We start from the raw sequence: 17,097 nt of genomic DNA, 5'->3' as shown, positions 1-17,097 counted from the left end.
GACATGCTACTATTTACATCAGATTTAGATCGTACGCTTATTTACTCCCAGCGCATGATGGAGAAATTCCCATCGAAAACAGCACCGATTATAGCCGAACGAAAAGAGGGAGTGGGACTTAGTATGATGACGGAAGTTACGATGTCATTATTGCAGCAAGTCCACCAACAAACTTTATTCGTACCAGTTACAACGCGAGCAGTGCATCAATATGAACGTATCCATGTTATAAAAGAATTGCGTCCTACTTTTGCAATTACGAGCAATGGCGGTACAATAATAGAACAAGGACATCCTAATAAGGAATGGTCGAAAATATTACGTAAACGAATAGAAGATTCCTCTATTCCAAAGGCGGATTTGCTACGTAAATTTAATAGCTACCAATCAGATGAATGGCTTCAACAATCGTTTTATGTTGATGAGCTATTTTATGTCCATTATGTCGATGTCAATATTATACAGGATGTCGAAGTGCAAGCAATGATTCAAGAGTTTGCAGTCCATGGTTGGCACGTCTTGCTGCAAGGAAGAAAATTATATTTTTTGCCAAAAGTGCTTACAAAAGAAGCTGCAATCTCGTATTTGAAGGAGCATTGTACATATAATATGCACGTGGCGGCAGGCGATTCCATAATGGATTACGGCATGCTCGCTATTGCTGATAAAGGCTATACACCAAACCACGGCGATTTAAAAGACAAACAACCACAAATACTAAAGAACACAATGTATTCGCCTTATAACGGTGAAGCTTTTACGAAATATTTACTCGAAGATGTTTTACAATTGGCCAATAAGCAACCAATTGTGTAAGTATGATGTAAGGAGGTGACGCTTGTATGCAAACAGTCACAATTGAATCTGTTTTAGAAAGAGATTCTTATGATTGGCTACAAGCCTTCCAAGATTCAGCGAACGTGCGAACAGTTTACGAGGTGACACCACAACAAATCCGTTTTAGTCGTATCGCTGTTCGTATATTGGGCGTACCGATTGAAGAAGATGATTATTTTAATTCCTTATATACAATGTCCCAAAATCCCAATGTTCATATATTAAGTGAAGAATTAAATAAACATATTGAGCAAAAGGATTTTCAAGCATTGCAAACGATTTTAGAGCAACATCAGCAATCCCCTAAAGGCTTGTCTATAAATCGATTGATTGCCATGATGTATGGTCATCAACTCATTCCTAAGCACGATGATGCTTCAATGAATCGTCATTTACAGCTAGTGACGATGCGTGTAGTGGAACGCTTCCGAGAGCAGCAATCACTCGGTTTACTGGCCAATGATTTCCGACGCTTTTTAATAGATATGGTCAAGTGGCTAAAAAATCATTGGATTCAGTGGACAAAAACGATGAAGCCGACAGATGATTTTCCTAAGGTTGTTTGGTATGGTGAGACAACAATGAGTCAGCGCTATTTTCTTCTATTACTAATGGAGCTGGGCTGTGATGTGTTAATCTTCCATCCAGCAGCGATTGATGAGTTTGCAACAGTAGATCCTACTGATGCATTTTCTGTTTCGTACGCCTACGTAAGTCAAACAGCGTTACAACCATTTCCTGATAAATTACGAGAGCGTCAAGCAACGGTTGGCTATAGTTCTAGCCAACATTACGAGCATTTAATGCATGACCATCAATCGGGTGTTTATCGACCTTGGCAATTTAAAGATCATATGCCACAATCATTAACATTACGCATGACCTATGATGATATTTTTATTTATGCTAACGAAAAGGCAATGGTTCGTCCGAAATTTGAGGCTCTCCGAGATAAAGTAATTATTCCCGTTATTTTTGCCAAAATTAGCGGTGTTTCTAGTAGACGTGAAGAGTACTGGGCCAATATGCATCAGTTGCTAGCTAGCCCGCAAACTGTTTTTGTACAGGAATTTCCGTATGCTAAAACGAGCAGAGCGAATTTCCATTTTCACTATAAACATTGTTTAGTAAATGGTGAGCTATCTACAGAGCGCATCTTGCAAAGTGATTGGTGGCAATACGGGGAGTTAACACTGGAGTTACAACAAGCCATTGCTCATACGATTAAAACTTCTTGTGAACAGCCATTGCTTAAACGACAACCTAATGAGTCGCCCTATGATTTGCAATTATTTTTATTTAAGCAAATGACGATGATTCCAAAGGAAATATTGCGCCTGTTACAAAGCTTTGACTATGCACAGGAAGTACCAAAGTTGGTGCTCTATCAAGCACCTCAGCAACCGACATTGACCCGCGAAGATATTGCATTATTTGCATTTTTAAATCGCTTTGGTGTGGATATTATTTTCTACAATCCAACAGGAAAGCTTGATTTAGAAAAGCATTTGCTAGAGGATACGTTTGATGGGCATCGTTTAGAGCATATGGTGTTTGACTTACAATTTGAAGAGCCAAAGCAGCAAAAGTCAAAACCGGATAAAATGATTAAAAAATTGTTTAACCGTTTCTTCTGACTGCTTGGAAAGGAGGAACTTGATGTCAAATAGCGCAATAACTATAGAACGATTGACAGCTGAAACCGCAGATCTTACAAAACATCAGCTGTGTCAAAGTCCTGAAGTTCAGCATATTGCCAATCATATTAATGTGAAAAATAAAATAGAACTAACAGAGCTTGGTAAAGAGCCTGCCATTAAGCTTTCGCGATTCTCTGATCAAATATTAAAAACAATTGCCCAGTCAAAAGTAAATGAATCGAATGACTTATTAAAGCAGCTTGAAGCCTTGATGGATCAATTCGATAAAAAAGAAGTGATGGAGCAACAAAGTTTCTTTAGCAAACTGTTTAAACGAGCACCAAGGAATAAAGAAGATTTGTATGCAAAATATAATCGTCTTGGTAGAGATATCGAAAAAATCCATTATCAATTTGTTCTAATGGAAGATGCATTGGCGAATGATAATCGGATGCTTGCTCGTTTATATAACGAAAATTTGACATACTATCTGGAGCTTGAAAAATATATTATAGCAGCAGAAATGAAGCTAGATGAAATCAAGACAACATTAATGCCGATGTATACCAAGCAAAGTGAAACAGGGAATCAAATCGCTAAAATGGAGCTTACAACGTTACAAGCGATTGCTGAAACACTTGCCCAAAAAATTGATGAGCTTGAGAAATCGCGTATGGTAGCTATTTTAGGGGCAACACAAATGGATATGCTACGCAATGGCAATAGCGCATTAATGGAGCAAATAAACGGAGCTTTTGTCACGACCATTCCTGTATTTAAGATGGGGATTATGAATGCAGTAAATGAAAAACGCCAACAGCTACAAGATAAATCGGCAGCCGCTTTTGAAAAACGTATGAAACAATATGGTGAAACAAACAGCAATGCTGTTGCGCAGAGTATAATGCATGCCCAACAAAATGAGCCGACGCTGACGCTCGAAGAAATGTGGGAGACAATCATTACTGGTATTGCAAGTTACCGTCAACTACGCGCCGAACAAACAACAAAGCGCCAACAAATAGAGCAGCAACTAATGGCTTTAACTACTAAAGCCTCACAATAATTGTGTGAGTGACTGGCACTTAGCAAAAAGCCGCAACCTCCGCTGTCACGCGGATTGTTGCGGCTTTTATTTGCGTTGTTCGGGGAAATTGTGTGAGTGACTGGCACTTAAATTAAATAAATTCTTCTTCGATTTCTAAGTTGATTTCTTCACCATGATGGCTTTGGTATGACACAATGAGCGTATCCAAATGTTCTAAGTTTTCTTCGTAATCTAGAATACGCGATAAAATATAAAGGAGATGATAGCTAGAAAATTCCGTATCTCCTTCTGCGTGCGCATAGGTTATTTGATTGATGAAAATTTCCATTAACTGATTGCGCTGAATGTAGTCGATATGCTTACTCCATTCTGAATGCTCAGGTTTTAATTTTCCTGTATATTTCAGTAACAGTTGCTCATGGTAGGTAAGCAGGAAGTCCAGTCGTTCTTGAATCATTAAATGAAATTGAGTCGGCAGTTGTGCCAATTCATTTTCATGCTTATGCAGCCGTTGTAACAATTCTAAACTTTTTTTAGAAGTTGTAATCATTTGGCGATAGACAACTAATTTCCGTGCTTTAACAAATTTTTTATTTTTAAAGTAATTGCGTTCTTCCTTAAAAAAATCATAGAGTGTGTCCACACGCAGCATACGGTCTTTAAATTTGCTTAAAGCAGTTTTAGTAGACGTGTGTTCAGAGGCTTGACGAACAGCTAAACGCGTCCAACGGATAATGTCATCCTGTAAAAAGTAAATTTTGCGGAAAAGTTTTACTTCGTATTTAGGTGGCAAAAACACAAGGTTGACGACAAATGCTGCTAAAACCCCAACTAAAATGGTAAGAAAGCGGATAAGACCGAAAGTCAGAAAGTCATCGCCTTGAATTTCCATAATAGCTACAACAGATACAAGTGCTAAGGAAAGAGACTTTTCAAGCTTGAACTTTAACATTATGCCGATTGCTGTAATGACTGCAATGCCAACAGCCACAACGTGATGGCCGAAAAGTAAACCGAAAATAACTGCAATGGAAGCTCCTATAACGTTGGCTTGAACTTGCTCAACAATCGTTTGATAGGAGCGATAAATTGACGGTTGAATGGCAAAGATTGCTGCGATTCCAGCAAAAACTGGAGACGGTAATTGCAGGAGCTCAGCAACAAATAACGCAAAGACAATAGCTACACCAGTTTTAAATACACGGGCACCTAATTTCATAAAAAAATCGATGTCCTTTCTGTCTAAAATTTTTAACTTGCTTCAGCAGCAGTTCACCACTTCAATAACAGTGGACAATCATGTTTATACACTGGCTTCAGTAAATTTAAACATCTACTCAATCAAGTTAAAGACCCCGCGGATGTCACAGATTTTTACTTGAGCTTTTCGGGATAGACTCAAAAAACTGGACGTATTTACACCGAGGGAATGAATGCTTCTTTACATTATAGAAGGAAGTTTCTATAAAATACATAGATTTGTATAACAGGATAAAAAAAAGACGACGCTCAAATGAGTGTCGCCTTTTTTTGTTTCTATTAAAGCTGTGAAAATGCATAGTCGACAGCTTCGATTGTTTCACGAATATCTGCTTCTGTATGCTCTGTAGTTAAAAACCATGCTTCATATTTTGATGGAGCAAGGTTAATACCTTGGTTAAGCATTAATTTAAAGAATCGACCGAAAATTTCTCCGTCACTGCTTTCTGCTTGCTCATAGTTTTCAACTTTTACATCTGTAAAGTAAATTGTTAGTGCACCTTTTAGACGATTTAAAGTGATTGTGACACCGTGTTTTTTGGCTGCAGTTAAAATACCATCTTCTAAAATAGCACCAAGACGATCCATTTCATCGTAAATACCTGGAGTTGCTAATACTTCTAGGCATGCTATACCAGCTTGCATCGATGCTGGATTTCCTGCCATTGTCCCTGCTTGATATGCTGGTCCAAGTGGGGCAACGGTATCCATAATTTCTTTGCGACCACCGTATGCACCGATAGGTAAACCACCACCAATGACTTTTCCTAATGCAGTAAGGTCAGGTGTTAATCCAAGTAGTGTTTGTGCGCCACCGTAATGGAAACGGAATGCAGTAATTACCTCGTCATAAATCGTCAGTGCCCCTTTTTCTTTAGCTGTAGCGTGCACTAACTCCAAAAATCCAGTGTTTGGTTCAACAATACCGAAGTTGCCGACAATGGGCTCTATTAAAATAGCAGCGATTTCATCGCCCCATGCATCCATCGCTTCAGTAAAAGCTTGTGGATTATTAAATGGTACAGTAATCACTTCTTCAGCAGTTGCAGTCGTTACACCTGCTGAGTCTGGTGTGCCTAATGTAGCTGGGCCAGAACCTGCAGCTACTAATACTAAATCAAAGTGACCGTGGTAACAGCCAGCGAATTTCATAATTTTTGTACGGCCAGTATAAGCACGAGCAACACGAATCGTTGTCATGACCGCTTCTGTACCAGAGTTATTAAAACGTACTTTATCCATTGAAGGAATGGCTTCTTTTAGCATTTTTGCGAAGGTTACTTCATATTCAGTTGGTGTCCCAAATAATGTACCGTTTTCAGCAGCATGAGAAATTGCTTTCGCAATATGTGGATGTCCATGCCCTGTAACAATTGGACCGTATGCAGCTAAATAGTCAATATAACGGTTGCCGTCAACATCCCAGAAATAAGCTCCTTTTCCTCGGGCCATTGCAACAGGGGAGCCACCACCTACTGCTTTATAAGAACGAGAAGGGCTGTTCACACCACCAACGATATGCAAAAGCGCTTCTTCGTGTACTGCTTCTGATTTTGAGTGATTCATTAATATTGCCTCCTAAGTCATTATACTTAATCTATTGTAGACCTATCAGTGTAAGAAATCCAAAGAAAATAAGGGATATGACTTGATTTGTGACTTAGAGTAAAATAAGACATGCAAAGGAGGAGTTTAATATGACTTTAGTAGAAGGACAAAAAGCACCGAATTTTTCACTTGTTAATGACAAGGGGGAGCAAGTGCAATTAGCAGATTTCAGAGGCAAATATGTTATTTTGTATTTTTATCCGAAAGATATGACACCAGGTTGTACGACAGAGGCTTGTGATTTCCGTGATAAGCACGATGACTTTAGTCAGTTGAATGCAGTTGTATTAGGTGTGAGCCCTGATGATGCTCAAAAGCATACGAAATTTATTGATAAGCATGGGCTGCCATTTTCTCTTTTAGTGGATGAGGATCACGCTGTAGCTGAGGCTTATGGTGTATGGGTCTTAAAAAAAATGTATGGACGTGAATATATGGGGATCGAACGTTCTACTTTTTTAATTGATACGGAAGGTAAGCTTGTAAAGGTATGGCGGAAAGTGCGTGTGAAAAATCATATTGAAGAAGTTTACGCTTTTTTAGCTAAGCAGGAGGAGCAGTAATGAGAATCTATTTTACGTTTGAGCCAAGACCAGATTTACGTAAACCGTTAGTAGAGGAATTCCCACAATGTGATTTTGTATTTGAAAATCGTTTATCTACGGATGAATTACAAAAAGCAGATGTACTGGTTACATATGGTGAAGATTTAAACGAGGCCAATATACAGTATGCTACAAAACTAAAGTGGATTTTTGTTGCTTCGGCAGGTGTAGAGAAAATGCCAGCACAAGCCATTATTGATCGCGATATTTTAGTATCTAATGTGCGAGGGATTCATAAAACACCGATGGCCGAGTCAATACTTGCTCATATTTTAGCCATTAAGCGTGCATTGCCATGGATGTATGAGCAACAAAAGAAAAGTGAATGGTCGAAAAAAGGAAAGCAAACGGAATTACGAGATACTACAGCACTTATTTTAGGACCGGGTGCCATTGGATCGGAAGTAGGTCGGTTACTACAAGCGTTTGGGGTAACAACAATAGGCTGTAACCGTTCAGGTAATGCAGCACCTTATATGGATGAGATGGTGAATTTCACCAAGTTAATAGAAGCTTTGCCTAAGGCGGATATCGTTCTTTCTGTCTTACCGAAAACACCGAATACTACGCACTTATTGAAGGATGAGCATTTTAATGCTATGAAAAATGATGCCATTTTCATGAATTTTGGTCGTGGAAATTTAGTAGATGAGAAAGTTCTTATTCGTGCTATTGAAGCGGGTGAGATTGGTTATGCCGTATTAGATGTGTTTGAAGAAGAACCACTTCGTGCAAACAATCCTTTATGGTCATACTCGAATGTAATTGTTTCACCACATGTTTCAAGTCATTCTTCACGTTATGTAGAGCGTAGCTTAGCTATTTTTAAGCCAAGTTTGACGAAATGGTTGGATGGAGATACCGCTTTAGAAAATGTTATGGATTTGTCGAGGGGCTATTAAATTGTAATTTAATTTAGATGACGCATAGGCGAATGTTGACAGATGTTAGCTTAATTCGATACACTAATTATAACAATTATAAATTAATAATACTTATGAAAAGGGGTGCATGACGATGTCTATACCGCATTTACAGGATGCACTTGACACGTTAAAAACAACTGGTGTGCGCATTACTCCTCAGCGTCATGCTATTTTAGAATATTTAATTCAATCGATGACACATCCAACTGCCGATGAAATTTATAAAGCACTTGAAGGGAAATTTCCGAATATGAGTGTAGCAACTGTCTACAATAATTTACGAGTTTTCAGGGAAGTAGGATTAGTGAAAGAGTTGACGTATGGGGATGCTTCAAGCCGTTTTGATTTTGTGACCAACGATCACTATCATATGATTTGTGAATGCTGTGGTAAGATTGTCGATTTCCATTACCCAGGTTTAGATGAAATCGAACATTTCGCTTCTCAAGTAACAGACTTTGATGTGCATTCACACCGTCTAGAAATATATGGCACATGTCCAGCATGTAAAGATGTTGAAGCGAAAGTACAGTAAGTTTTCTTGGGATTTCACATAAATTCATAGATGAAAACGATTAAAAAGCAAGTGGGCAATAGCTCGCTTGCTTTTTTGTTATGATGGGGCGAATAATTCCGAATGTTAATACACTTTTTATCATTGGAATAAAACTATTGATGTAGAATAAAAGAACAATTAAAAAATAGTGTATATAGGAAAAACAGTTAGATGTTTAATAAAGAATAGGAAAAAGCGATTATTTTCAAATTAAATAAACTGAATATTTACAATATTGATGTTTTGTGATAAAAAATAGTTAAGAAAATAGTAAAAGGAGTTGGTGACATTCAAAAATAAGAACTCTATTTTGAAAAGGAGGGAGTTAGAGTTATATGTAGTTAAGAGTATTGACTTCACAAGTATAATACTTAGATGTGCAGTACACTATTTCAACGTGTAAAGTTGCTATGAGAAAGTACTAAAGCAAGGTTTTTTATGTTGATTGAGATTTTTATATAAAGTTTGGTTCAAAAGTCTAAGTTACTGAAATTTTTAGCACCTCATCCATTTTGAGTTAGGAAAGCTAGTAGGAGGGATATAATGAATGTACATTTAGGGAGTAGTAATTACCTTAGTACATTAAAAAAAGAAGAAAGTTTATCGGATGATTTATTTCTAACAAACAAAAAAAGAAAAGCAACATACGAAATAAAAAAAGAAAATGGTTATGTACGACATATAGTAACGAAGGAAAATGGTGAAAAAGTAATTGTTAGAGAAGTGAAGATTTCTAAACATGAAGAAAAAGAACAGTCGTCTGGTGACGTAAATGCTATGATTACGCAAAAATTAGTAGAGCAAATGATAAAATCATTCGATGACAGGCAGAACCAGCAGCAATTTTTCAAAACTGGTATAGCTGGTCAAAAGGAGAAACAAATTTCTAAATATATAGTAAGCATATAATATCCATTAAAAATCTCAATCCACTATCAATTAAAAAGGAAGATTAATTGAATAGGAGGTTTTTAAATGAAATTTAAAGTATTTCTTTTATCAATGATTACATTAGTGAGTATTTCAGGACTATCTTTTGGAATGCCGGAAGCCAAGGCTGCTAGTAACGAACGCTCAGTACAAGCAGTAATAAAACTCAATATCAGAGATTATACAGTTAGAGTACCTACTAACAGTAGTAATTACCAATTAACTTATCATGAGCCTGGTATGACTTATGTTACTAGTAATAATTCTATATCTGTAACATCCACTGGTAGGTTAATTACATATTTTTCAACAACAGCGAATGTTTTTGTCTATCGTGATGGTAAGCTAGATCATACGATCACTGTCATTGTTGGTAGAGGATAAAGTTAATAGTGATGTGGAGAAAGTATTCCCCATGTTGCTTTCAGTTAGAACAAATAAAAAATCCTAGCTCTTGAGGACTAGGATTTTTTTGCTTTGTTATTATAAGATTGGTCGAACTCTTTTCCTTCAAGTGTAGGATCAAGAGTTAACGGTTCATTACAGTACATGCACATATCAACTCGACCTAAAACTTTCGTATGCTTATGACAATTTGGGCATTCTACTTGAACGGCTCTTGTAGACAGAAGACCAATCCAAGCATAGACAACTGTACTACCAATAATACATAGTAAACCAAGTGTCATGAAGATTAAGACAAGGATGGGATTGTTTTTAAAGAATATCCCCCCATACATAACAACAAAGCCGATAAAAATAAGTGCTAATGCGAATGAACGGATTTTATTAATTTTACTTTTGTAAGGTTTCATACAATATCTTGCCTCCCAATCTAAAATCTACTATAACATATAAGAACGAAGTATTTTAGCTTTGAGTAGGAGTCAAAGAAGGAATAGTTTTAGAGTATGTCGAAATTTTAACGAAATAAAGGTCTTACAATAAATAGAGGAGGGCTGAACATGGAGCAAGTATTGCGTCCTATATATCAAGAACGCGCGAGTCAGTCTAATACATTAGGTGTTATTTTAATGGAGAAACGTGAAGAGCAAAGTAATGTTACTGACACATTTGATACGGTATTACTAATTATCGTGAAAGAAGCGGATCAGCCTGTTTATACAAAGCACTACCTATATGAGGGAAATAAGGTAGCCTTACATACTGTTACAGAAAAATTGTTACGGAAGTGGTTACTAATCGGCTCTAATAAGAAAGTCGTTGATTGGATTTTCTTTGGGAGAGTGTTGTTTGATCGCAATGAGTTCCTTCATAAACTAAAAATCGAACTGCAAGAGTTTCCGTTTAGTGGTCGGAAAATTAAAACGGGTATTCAATTCTCAAAGTTAATTCGACGTTACTTAGAAGGAAAAGAATATTTTGATAAGGGTAGTTACCTTGATGCATACAATCATGTAGTGGATTCCTTGCATCATTTAGGGCGATTGTCCATTATAGATAGTGGGTTGTATCCAGAAGTTACAGTCTGGGCACAAGTGAAAAAAATTGAACCAGCCATTTACAAGCTCTACGAAGAACTAGTTATGAGCAGTGAACCAATTGAAAAGCGTTTAGAGCTTCTATTTTTAGCAAGTGAGTTTTTAATTCATTCACGTACACATGACGGAGCGCAACATATATTAGAAGTAATGCAAACAAAAGAGTCATGGACTATTCAGGAATTACATGATCACCATGAGCTTGTAAACTATTCTGTTGACTTAGAAGTATTCGTAGAATATTTAGTGGGGAAAGGCTACATTTTGATTGACCCTGTCGTTGCAAAAAGTGAGATGATATTTCATCGACATTATAAGGTGAATAAAGAGTCTATAGAAATTGAATAAACCTTGTAGTATGCTAGTAATCGAGGTATAAAAATGTACCTCGATATTTTTTTGAAAAAAGTGTTGACGTTTAATATACTGATATTGTATTATATTAATTGTCGCTAAGACGTAACAGAAACATTCGAGAAAATTAGTGAAAAAAACTTTTAAAAAGTTGTTGACACAAATTGAATGAGATGTTAATATAAAGAAGTCGCTGAAAAACGACCAAACAAAATGAACCTTGAAAACTGAACAAGCAAAACGTAATCAATATAGTTTTTACTAGCTAACTTTGTTAGTGAACGAAACAAAATTTTGGACATCATAATTGATGCCAGCAAAACAATTTGAGCTAATCAAATTTCTTTTATGGAGAGTTTGATCCTGGCTCAGGACGAACGCTGGCGGCGTGCCTAATACATGCAAGTCGAGCGAACAGAGAAGGAGCTTGCTCCTTTGATGTTAGCGGCGGACGGGTGAGTAACACGTGGGCAACCTACCCTATAGTTTGGGATAACTCCGGGAAACCGGGGCTAATACCGAATAATCTATTGTCCCTCATGGGACAATACTGAAAGACGGCATCTCGCTGTCGCTATAGGATGGGCCCGCGGCGCATTAGCTAGTTGGTGAGGTAACGGCTCACCAAGGCGACGATGCGTAGCCGACCTGAGAGGGTGATCGGCCACACTGGGACTGAGACACGGCCCAGACTCCTACGGGAGGCAGCAGTAGGGAATCTTCCACAATGGGCGAAAGCCTGATGGAGCAACGCCGCGTGAGTGAAGAAGGATTTCGGTTCGTAAAACTCTGTTGTAAGGGAAGAACAAGTACAGTAGTAACTGGCTGTACCTTGACGGTACCTTATTAGAAAGCCACGGCTAACTACGTGCCAGCAGCCGCGGTAATACGTAGGTGGCAAGCGTTGTCCGGAATTATTGGGCGTAAAGCGCGCGCAGGTGGTTTCTTAAGTCTGATGTGAAAGCCCACGGCTCAACCGTGGAGGGTCATTGGAAACTGGGAGACTTGAGTGCAGAAGAGGATAGTGGAATTCCAAGTGTAGCGGTGAAATGCGTAGAGATTTGGAGGAACACCAGTGGCGAAGGCGACTATCTGGTCTGTAACTGACACTGAGGCGCGAAAGCGTGGGGAGCAAACAGGATTAGATACCCTGGTAGTCCACGCCGTAAACGATGAGTGCTAAGTGTTAGGGGGTTTCCGCCCCTTAGTGCTGCAGCTAACGCATTAAGCACTCCGCCTGGGGAGTACGGTCGCAAGACTGAAACTCAAAGGAATTGACGGGGGCCCGCACAAGCGGTGGAGCATGTGGTTTAATTCGAAGCAACGCGAAGAACCTTACCAGGTCTTGACATCCCGTTGACCACTGTAGAGATATGGTTTTCCCTTCGGGGACAACGGTGACAGGTGGTGCATGGTTGTCGTCAGCTCGTGTCGTGAGATGTTGGGTTAAGTCCCGCAACGAGCGCAACCCTTGATCTTAGTTGCCATCATTTAGTTGGGCACTCTAAGGTGACTGCCGGTGACAAACCGGAGGAAGGTGGGGATGACGTCAAATCATCATGCCCCTTATGACCTGGGCTACACACGTGCTACAATGGACGATACAAACGGTTGCCAACTCGCGAGAGGGAGCTAATCCGATAAAGTCGTTCTCAGTTCGGATTGTAGGCTGCAACTCGCCTACATGAAGCCGGAATCGCTAGTAATCGCGGATCAGCATGCCGCGGTGAATACGTTCCCGGGCCTTGTACACACCGCCCGTCACACCACGAGAGTTTGTAACACCCGAAGTCGGTGAGGTAACCTTTTGGAGCCAGCCGCCGAAGGTGGGATAGATGATTGGGGTGAAGTCGTAACAAGGTAGCCGTATCGGAAGGTGCGGCTGGATCACCTCCTTTCTAAGGATATTTTCGGAATACAAACCTTGGGTTTGTAAGATTACGTTTTGCGTTCAGTTTTGAAGGTTCATCATTACGATGAAATACTTCAAAACTGTGCTCCTGTCGCTACGCTTTCGTCGCAAATTTACGAAGAAGTAGAAGCAGGTAGTGAATTTGTTCTTTGAAAACTGGATAAAACGACATTGAAATTGTAACAAACACATTTATTTTTTAATTAAGTTTTTTAGGCTTAATAACTAAATAGGGTTTCAAGACACAAGCAGTTCTAGGAAGCGAACGAGTGAATGAAGGAGCGTACTTACGTACGTGACTGATTGAACGAGAGAAGCTGACAACGAAATGCGCAGTGGATTGGAAGCCGATAGGTTAAGTTATTAAGGGCGCACGGCGAATGCCTTGGCACTAGGAGCCGAAGAAGGACGGCACTAACACCGATATGCTTCGGGGAGCTGTAAGTGAGCTTTGATCCGGAGATTTCCGAATGGGGGAACCCACTACGTTTAATCGCGTAGTATCTTGACGTGAATACATAGCGTCTTGAAGGCAGACCCAGGGAACTGAAACATCTAAGTACCTGGAGGAAGAGAAAGAAAAATCGATTCCCTGAGTAGCGGCGAGCGAAACGGGAAGAGCCCAAACCAAGAGGCTTGCCTCTTGGGGTTGTAGGACACTCTATACGGAGTTACAAAGGAATGAGTTAGATGAAGCGACTTGGAAAGGTCCGCCAGAGCAGGTAAAAGCCCTGTAGTCGAAAGTTCGTTCCCTCCAGAGTGGATCCTGAGTACGGCGGAACACGTGAAATTCCGTCGGAATCCGGGAGGACCATCTCCCAAGGCTAAATACTACCTAGTGACCGATAGTGAACCAGTACCGTGAGGGAAAGGTGAAAAGCACCCCGGAAGGGGAGTGAAAGAGATCCTGAAACCGTGTGCCTACAAGTAGTTAGAGCCCGTTAATGGGTGATAGCGTGCCTTTTGTAGAATGAACCGGCGAGTTACGATTACGTGCGAGGTTAAGCTTTAGAAGGCGGAGCCGCAGCGAAAGCGAGTCTGAATAGGGCGAATTAGTACGTGGTCGTAGACCCGAAACCAGGTGATCTACCCATGTCCAGGGTGAAGGTGAGGTAACACTTACTGGAGGCCCGAACCCACGCACGTTGAAAAGTGCGGGGATGAGGTGTGGGTAGCGGAGAAATTCCAATCGAACTTGGAGATAGCTGGTTCTCTCCGAAATAGCTTTAGGGCTAGCCTCGTGATGAGAATACTGGAGGTAGAGCACTGTTTGGACTAGGGGGCCATCCCGGTTTACCGAATTCAGACAAACTCCGAATGCCAGATATTTATACACGGGAGTCAGACTGCGAGTGATAAGATCCGTAGTCAAAAGGGAAACAGCCCAGACCACCAGCTAAGGTCCCAAAGTAATCGTTAAGTGGAAAAGGATGTGGCGTTGCACAGACAACCAGGATGTTGGCTTAGAAGCAGCCATCATTTAAAGAGTGCGTAATAGCTCACTGGTCGAGTGACGCTGCGCCGAAAATGTATCGGGGCTAAACGATTCACCGAAGCTGTGGATTGACATCTACGATGTCAGTGGTAGGAGAGCGTTCTAAGGGCGTTGAAGTCAGACCGGAAGGACTGGTGGAGCGCTTAGAAGTGAGAATGCCGGTATGAGTAGCGAAAGACGGGTGAGAATCCCGTCCACCGTATGACTAAGGTTTCCTGAGGAAGGCTCGTCCGCTCAGGGTTAGTCGGGACCTAAGCCGAGGCCGATAGGCGTAGGCGATGGACAACAGGTTGATATTCCTGTACCACCTCCTCACCGTTTGAGAAATGGGGGGACGCAGTAGGATAGGGTAAGCGCGCCGTTGGTTGTGCGCGTCCAAGCAGTAAGGCGTGTGTGTAGGCAAATCCGCACACTGTAACGTTGAGCTGTGATGGCGAGTCCGTATGGACGAAGTTCCTGATTTCACACTGCCAAGAAAAGCCTCTATCGAGGTGAGAGGTGCCCGTACCGCAAACCGACACAGGTAGTCGAGGAGAGAATCCTAAGGTGTGCGAGAGAACTCTCGTTAAGGAACTCGGCAAAATGACCCCGTAACTTCGGGAGAAGGGGTGCTCTTGAGCGTGCAAGCGCATGAGAGCCGCAGTGAATAGGCCCAGGCGACTGTTTAGCAAAAACACAGGTCTCTGCAAAACCGTAAGGTGACGTATAGGGGCTGACGCCTGCCCGGTGCTGGAAGGTTAAGAGGAGTGGTTAGCGCAAGCGAAGCTGCGAATTGAAGCCCCAGTAAACGGCGGCCGTAACTATAACGGTCCTAAGGTAGCGAAATTCCTTGTCGGGTAAGTTCCGACCCGCACGAAAGGCGTAACGATCTGGGCACTGTCTCAACGAGAGACTCGGTGAAATTATAGTACCTGTGAAGATGCAGGTTACCCGCGACAGGACGGAAAGACCCCGTGGAGCTTTACTGTAGCCTGATATTGAATTTTGGTACAACTTGTACAGGATAGGTAGGAGCCAGAGATCTCGGAGCGCCAGCTTCGAAGGAGGCGTCGGTGGGATACTACCCTGGTTGTATTGAAATTCTAACCCATGCCCCTTAGCGGGGCAGGAGACAGTGTCAGGCGGACAGTTTGACTGGGGCGGTCGCCTCCTAAAAGGTAACGGAGGCGCCCAAAGGTTCCCTCAGAATGGTTGGAAATCATTCGTAGAGTGTAAAGGCACAAGGGAGCTTGACTGCGAGACCTACAAGTCGAGCAGGGTCGAAAGACGGGCTTAGTGATCCGGTGGTTCCGCATGGAAGGGCCATCGCTCAACGGATAAAAGCTACCCCGGGGATAACAGGCTTATCTCCCCCAAGAGTCCACATCGACGGGGAGGTTTGGCACCTCGATGTCGGCTCATCGCATCCTGGGGCTGTAGTCGGTCCCAAGGGTTGGGCTGTTCGCCCATTAAAGCGGTACGCGAGCTGGGTTCAGAACGTCGTGAGACAGTTCGGTCCCTATCCGTCGTGGGCGTAGGAAATTTGAGAGGAGCTGTCCTTAGTACGAGAGGACCGGGATGGACACACCGCTGGTGTACCAGTTGTCTTGCCAAAGGCATCGCTGGGTAGCTATGTGTGGACGGGATAAGTGCTGAAAGCATCTAAGCATGAAGCCCCCCTCAAGATGAGATTTCCCATTACGCAAGTAAGTAAGATCCCTCAAAGACGATGAGGTAGATAGGTTCGAGGTGGAAGTGTGGTGACACATGGAGCTGACGAATACTAATCGATCGAGGACTTAACCAAAAAGTTTGAAACATTCAATGAACCGTTTATCGAGTTTTGAAAGAATAAAAAAGTATTTCTTAAATACTTGTAATTATAATGATATATGTTATAATAGGTAATGTCTTTCAAATAGTCTAGTGATGATGGCAAAGAGGTCACACCCGTTCCCATACCGAACACGGAAGTTAAGCTCTTTAGCGCCGATGGTAGTTGGGGGCTTCCCCCTGTGAGAGTAGGACGTCGCTAGGCTATACATACTAAAATTATTCCGAAGTAGCTCAGTTGGTAGTAGCACCTGACTGTTAATCAGGTTGTCGCAGGTTCGAGTCCTGCCTTCGGAGCCATTCTTGGAGAGTTGTCCGAGTGGCCGAAGGAGCACGATTGGAAATCGTGTAGGCGGTTAACACTGTCTCAAGGGTTCAAATCCCTTACTCTCCGCCAGCACTTTAGGATTTCAATCATAAAGGCCCCTTGGTCAAGCGGTTAAGACACCGCCCTTTCACGGCGGTAACACGGGTTCGAATCCCGTAGGGGTCACCATTTATAACGAATATCCAGATGGAGGATTAGCTCAGCTGGGAGAGCATCTGCCTTACAAGCAGAGGGTCGGCGGTTCGAGCCCGTCATCCTCCACCATTTTTTAAAAAATCAAAATA

Annotated in this window: 12 protein-coding genes, 4 tRNA genes and 3 rRNA genes; 16 read left to right on the top strand and 3 right to left on the bottom strand. The window is 41.4% G+C overall.

What is annotated here, in order from left to right; translation table 11 throughout:
* Positions 1-3: 3 nt before the first annotated feature.
* The 3 genes from I5435_RS19680 to I5435_RS19670 are packed head-to-tail and all read left to right on the top strand — an operon-like array spanning position 4 to position 3,543.
* Positions 4-816: an HAD family hydrolase gene (locus I5435_RS19680; RefSeq protein WP_024364563.1), complete on the top strand. Its 813-nt coding sequence runs from the start codon at positions 4-6 to the stop codon at positions 814-816.
* Positions 817-842: 26 nt separating this feature from the next.
* Complete coding sequence (locus I5435_RS19675) at positions 843-2,474, top strand: YceG family protein (RefSeq protein ID WP_337982842.1); 1,632 nt, start codon at positions 843-845, stop codon at positions 2,472-2,474.
* 22 nt (positions 2,475-2,496) lie between these two features.
* Entirely contained in the window at positions 2,497-3,543 is a 1,047-nt protein-coding gene (locus tag I5435_RS19670; protein WP_337982841.1) for a toxic anion resistance protein, read from the top strand.
* A gap of 112 nt (positions 3,544-3,655) precedes the next feature.
* Here the strand turns inward: I5435_RS19670 and I5435_RS19665 are convergent, their stop codons facing one another.
* The gene (locus I5435_RS19665; RefSeq protein ID WP_025220594.1) at positions 3,656-4,744 is read right to left on the bottom strand and encodes an FUSC family protein; all 1,089 of its coding nucleotides are present in this window, start codon (positions 4,742-4,744) and stop codon (positions 3,656-3,658) included.
* A gap of 320 nt (positions 4,745-5,064) precedes the next feature.
* Positions 5,065-6,351 (bottom strand): glutamate-1-semialdehyde 2,1-aminomutase, encoded by a 1,287-nt coding sequence (locus I5435_RS19660; protein ID WP_024364567.1) that lies wholly within the window; start codon positions 6,349-6,351, stop codon positions 5,065-5,067.
* Positions 6,352-6,482: 131 nt separating this feature from the next.
* Here I5435_RS19660 and bcp point away from each other — a divergent pair, with 131 nt between their 5' ends.
* From bcp to I5435_RS19635, 5 genes are all read left to right on the top strand, one after another.
* The gene (gene bcp / locus I5435_RS19655; protein WP_337982840.1) at positions 6,483-6,956 is read left to right on the top strand and encodes a thioredoxin-dependent thiol peroxidase; all 474 of its coding nucleotides are present in this window, start codon (positions 6,483-6,485) and stop codon (positions 6,954-6,956) included.
* Positions 6,956-7,900, top strand: coding sequence for a D-2-hydroxyacid dehydrogenase (locus tag I5435_RS19650; protein WP_337982839.1), 945 nt, complete (start codon positions 6,956-6,958; stop codon positions 7,898-7,900). Before bcp ends, I5435_RS19650 begins: the two co-directional genes overlap by 1 nt.
* A 115-nt stretch (positions 7,901-8,015) precedes the next feature.
* Positions 8,016-8,459, top strand: coding sequence for a peroxide-responsive transcriptional repressor PerR (gene perR / locus I5435_RS19645; RefSeq protein ID WP_024364570.1), 444 nt, complete (start codon positions 8,016-8,018; stop codon positions 8,457-8,459).
* A 564-nt stretch (positions 8,460-9,023) separates the two neighbouring features.
* The gene (locus tag I5435_RS19640) at positions 9,024-9,389 is read left to right on the top strand and encodes a hypothetical protein (RefSeq protein WP_025220593.1); all 366 of its coding nucleotides are present in this window, start codon (positions 9,024-9,026) and stop codon (positions 9,387-9,389) included.
* A gap of 66 nt (positions 9,390-9,455) precedes the next feature.
* Positions 9,456-9,794: a hypothetical protein gene (locus tag I5435_RS19635; RefSeq protein WP_337982838.1), complete on the top strand. Its 339-nt coding sequence runs from the start codon at positions 9,456-9,458 to the stop codon at positions 9,792-9,794.
* 77 nt (positions 9,795-9,871) lie between these two features.
* Here the strand turns inward: I5435_RS19635 and I5435_RS19630 are convergent, their stop codons facing one another.
* On the bottom strand, positions 9,872-10,225 hold the full coding sequence (locus I5435_RS19630; protein WP_024364572.1) for a YgzB family protein: 354 nt from the start codon (positions 10,223-10,225) through the stop codon (positions 9,872-9,874).
* A 150-nt stretch (positions 10,226-10,375) separates the two neighbouring features.
* On the opposite strand from I5435_RS19630, the gene I5435_RS19625 reads away from it, so the two are divergent.
* The 8 genes from I5435_RS19625 (at position 10,376) to I5435_RS19590 (ending at position 17,077) form a co-directional block, all read left to right on the top strand.
* On the top strand, positions 10,376-11,260 hold the full coding sequence (locus I5435_RS19625) for a nucleotidyltransferase-like protein (RefSeq protein WP_069509412.1): 885 nt from the start codon (positions 10,376-10,378) through the stop codon (positions 11,258-11,260).
* Positions 11,261-11,611: 351 nt separating this feature from the next.
* Positions 11,612-13,164: ribosomal RNA gene (locus tag I5435_RS19620) — 16S ribosomal RNA — on the top strand.
* Between the two features lie 367 nt (positions 13,165-13,531).
* Positions 13,532-16,459: ribosomal RNA gene (locus tag I5435_RS19615) — 23S ribosomal RNA — on the top strand.
* 115 nt (positions 16,460-16,574) lie between these two features.
* Positions 16,575-16,690: ribosomal RNA gene (gene rrf / locus I5435_RS19610) — 5S ribosomal RNA — on the top strand.
* Together the 16S, 23S and 5S rRNA genes with 4 tRNA genes alongside form the textbook arrangement of a ribosomal RNA operon.
* Before the next feature lie 18 nt (positions 16,691-16,708).
* Positions 16,709-16,785: transfer RNA gene (locus tag I5435_RS19605), tRNA-Asn, on the top strand.
* A gap of 5 nt (positions 16,786-16,790) precedes the next feature.
* Positions 16,791-16,882, top strand: a tRNA-Ser gene (locus tag I5435_RS19600).
* A gap of 24 nt (positions 16,883-16,906) precedes the next feature.
* Positions 16,907-16,981 (top strand) — tRNA-Glu (locus I5435_RS19595).
* 20 nt (positions 16,982-17,001) lie between these two features.
* Positions 17,002-17,077, top strand: a tRNA-Val gene (locus I5435_RS19590).
* The last annotated feature ends 20 nt before the right edge of the window (positions 17,078-17,097 follow it).

This window comes from Lysinibacillus sp. C5.1, assembly GCF_016350185.1.
GTDB classification, from domain to species: domain Bacteria; phylum Bacillota; class Bacilli; order Bacillales_A; family Planococcaceae; genus Lysinibacillus; species Lysinibacillus sphaericus.
This window is presented reverse-complemented; position numbering and strand designations above follow the sequence as displayed.

Coding starts and splice junctions, on each gene's coding strand:
- I5435_RS19680 (WP_024364563.1), top strand. CDS start 4: ATGCTACTATTTACATCAGATTTAGATCGTACGCTTATTTACTCCCAG.
- I5435_RS19675 (WP_337982842.1), top strand. CDS start 843: ATGCAAACAGTCACAATTGAATCTGTTTTAGAAAGAGATTCTTATGAT.
- I5435_RS19670 (WP_337982841.1), top strand. CDS start 2,497: ATGTCAAATAGCGCAATAACTATAGAACGATTGACAGCTGAAACCGCA.
- I5435_RS19665 (WP_025220594.1), bottom strand. CDS start 4,744: ATGAAATTAGGTGCCCGTGTATTTAAAACTGGTGTAGCTATTGTCTTT.
- I5435_RS19660 (WP_024364567.1), bottom strand. CDS start 6,351: ATGAATCACTCAAAATCAGAAGCAGTACACGAAGAAGCGCTTTTGCAT.
- bcp (WP_337982840.1), top strand. CDS start 6,483: ATGACTTTAGTAGAAGGACAAAAAGCACCGAATTTTTCACTTGTTAAT.
- I5435_RS19650 (WP_337982839.1), top strand. CDS start 6,956: ATGAGAATCTATTTTACGTTTGAGCCAAGACCAGATTTACGTAAACCG.
- perR (WP_024364570.1), top strand. CDS start 8,016: ATGTCTATACCGCATTTACAGGATGCACTTGACACGTTAAAAACAACT.
- I5435_RS19640 (WP_025220593.1), top strand. CDS start 9,024: ATGAATGTACATTTAGGGAGTAGTAATTACCTTAGTACATTAAAAAAA.
- I5435_RS19635 (WP_337982838.1), top strand. CDS start 9,456: ATGAAATTTAAAGTATTTCTTTTATCAATGATTACATTAGTGAGTATT.
- I5435_RS19630 (WP_024364572.1), bottom strand. CDS start 10,225: ATGAAACCTTACAAAAGTAAAATTAATAAAATCCGTTCATTCGCATTA.
- I5435_RS19625 (WP_069509412.1), top strand. CDS start 10,376: ATGGAGCAAGTATTGCGTCCTATATATCAAGAACGCGCGAGTCAGTCT.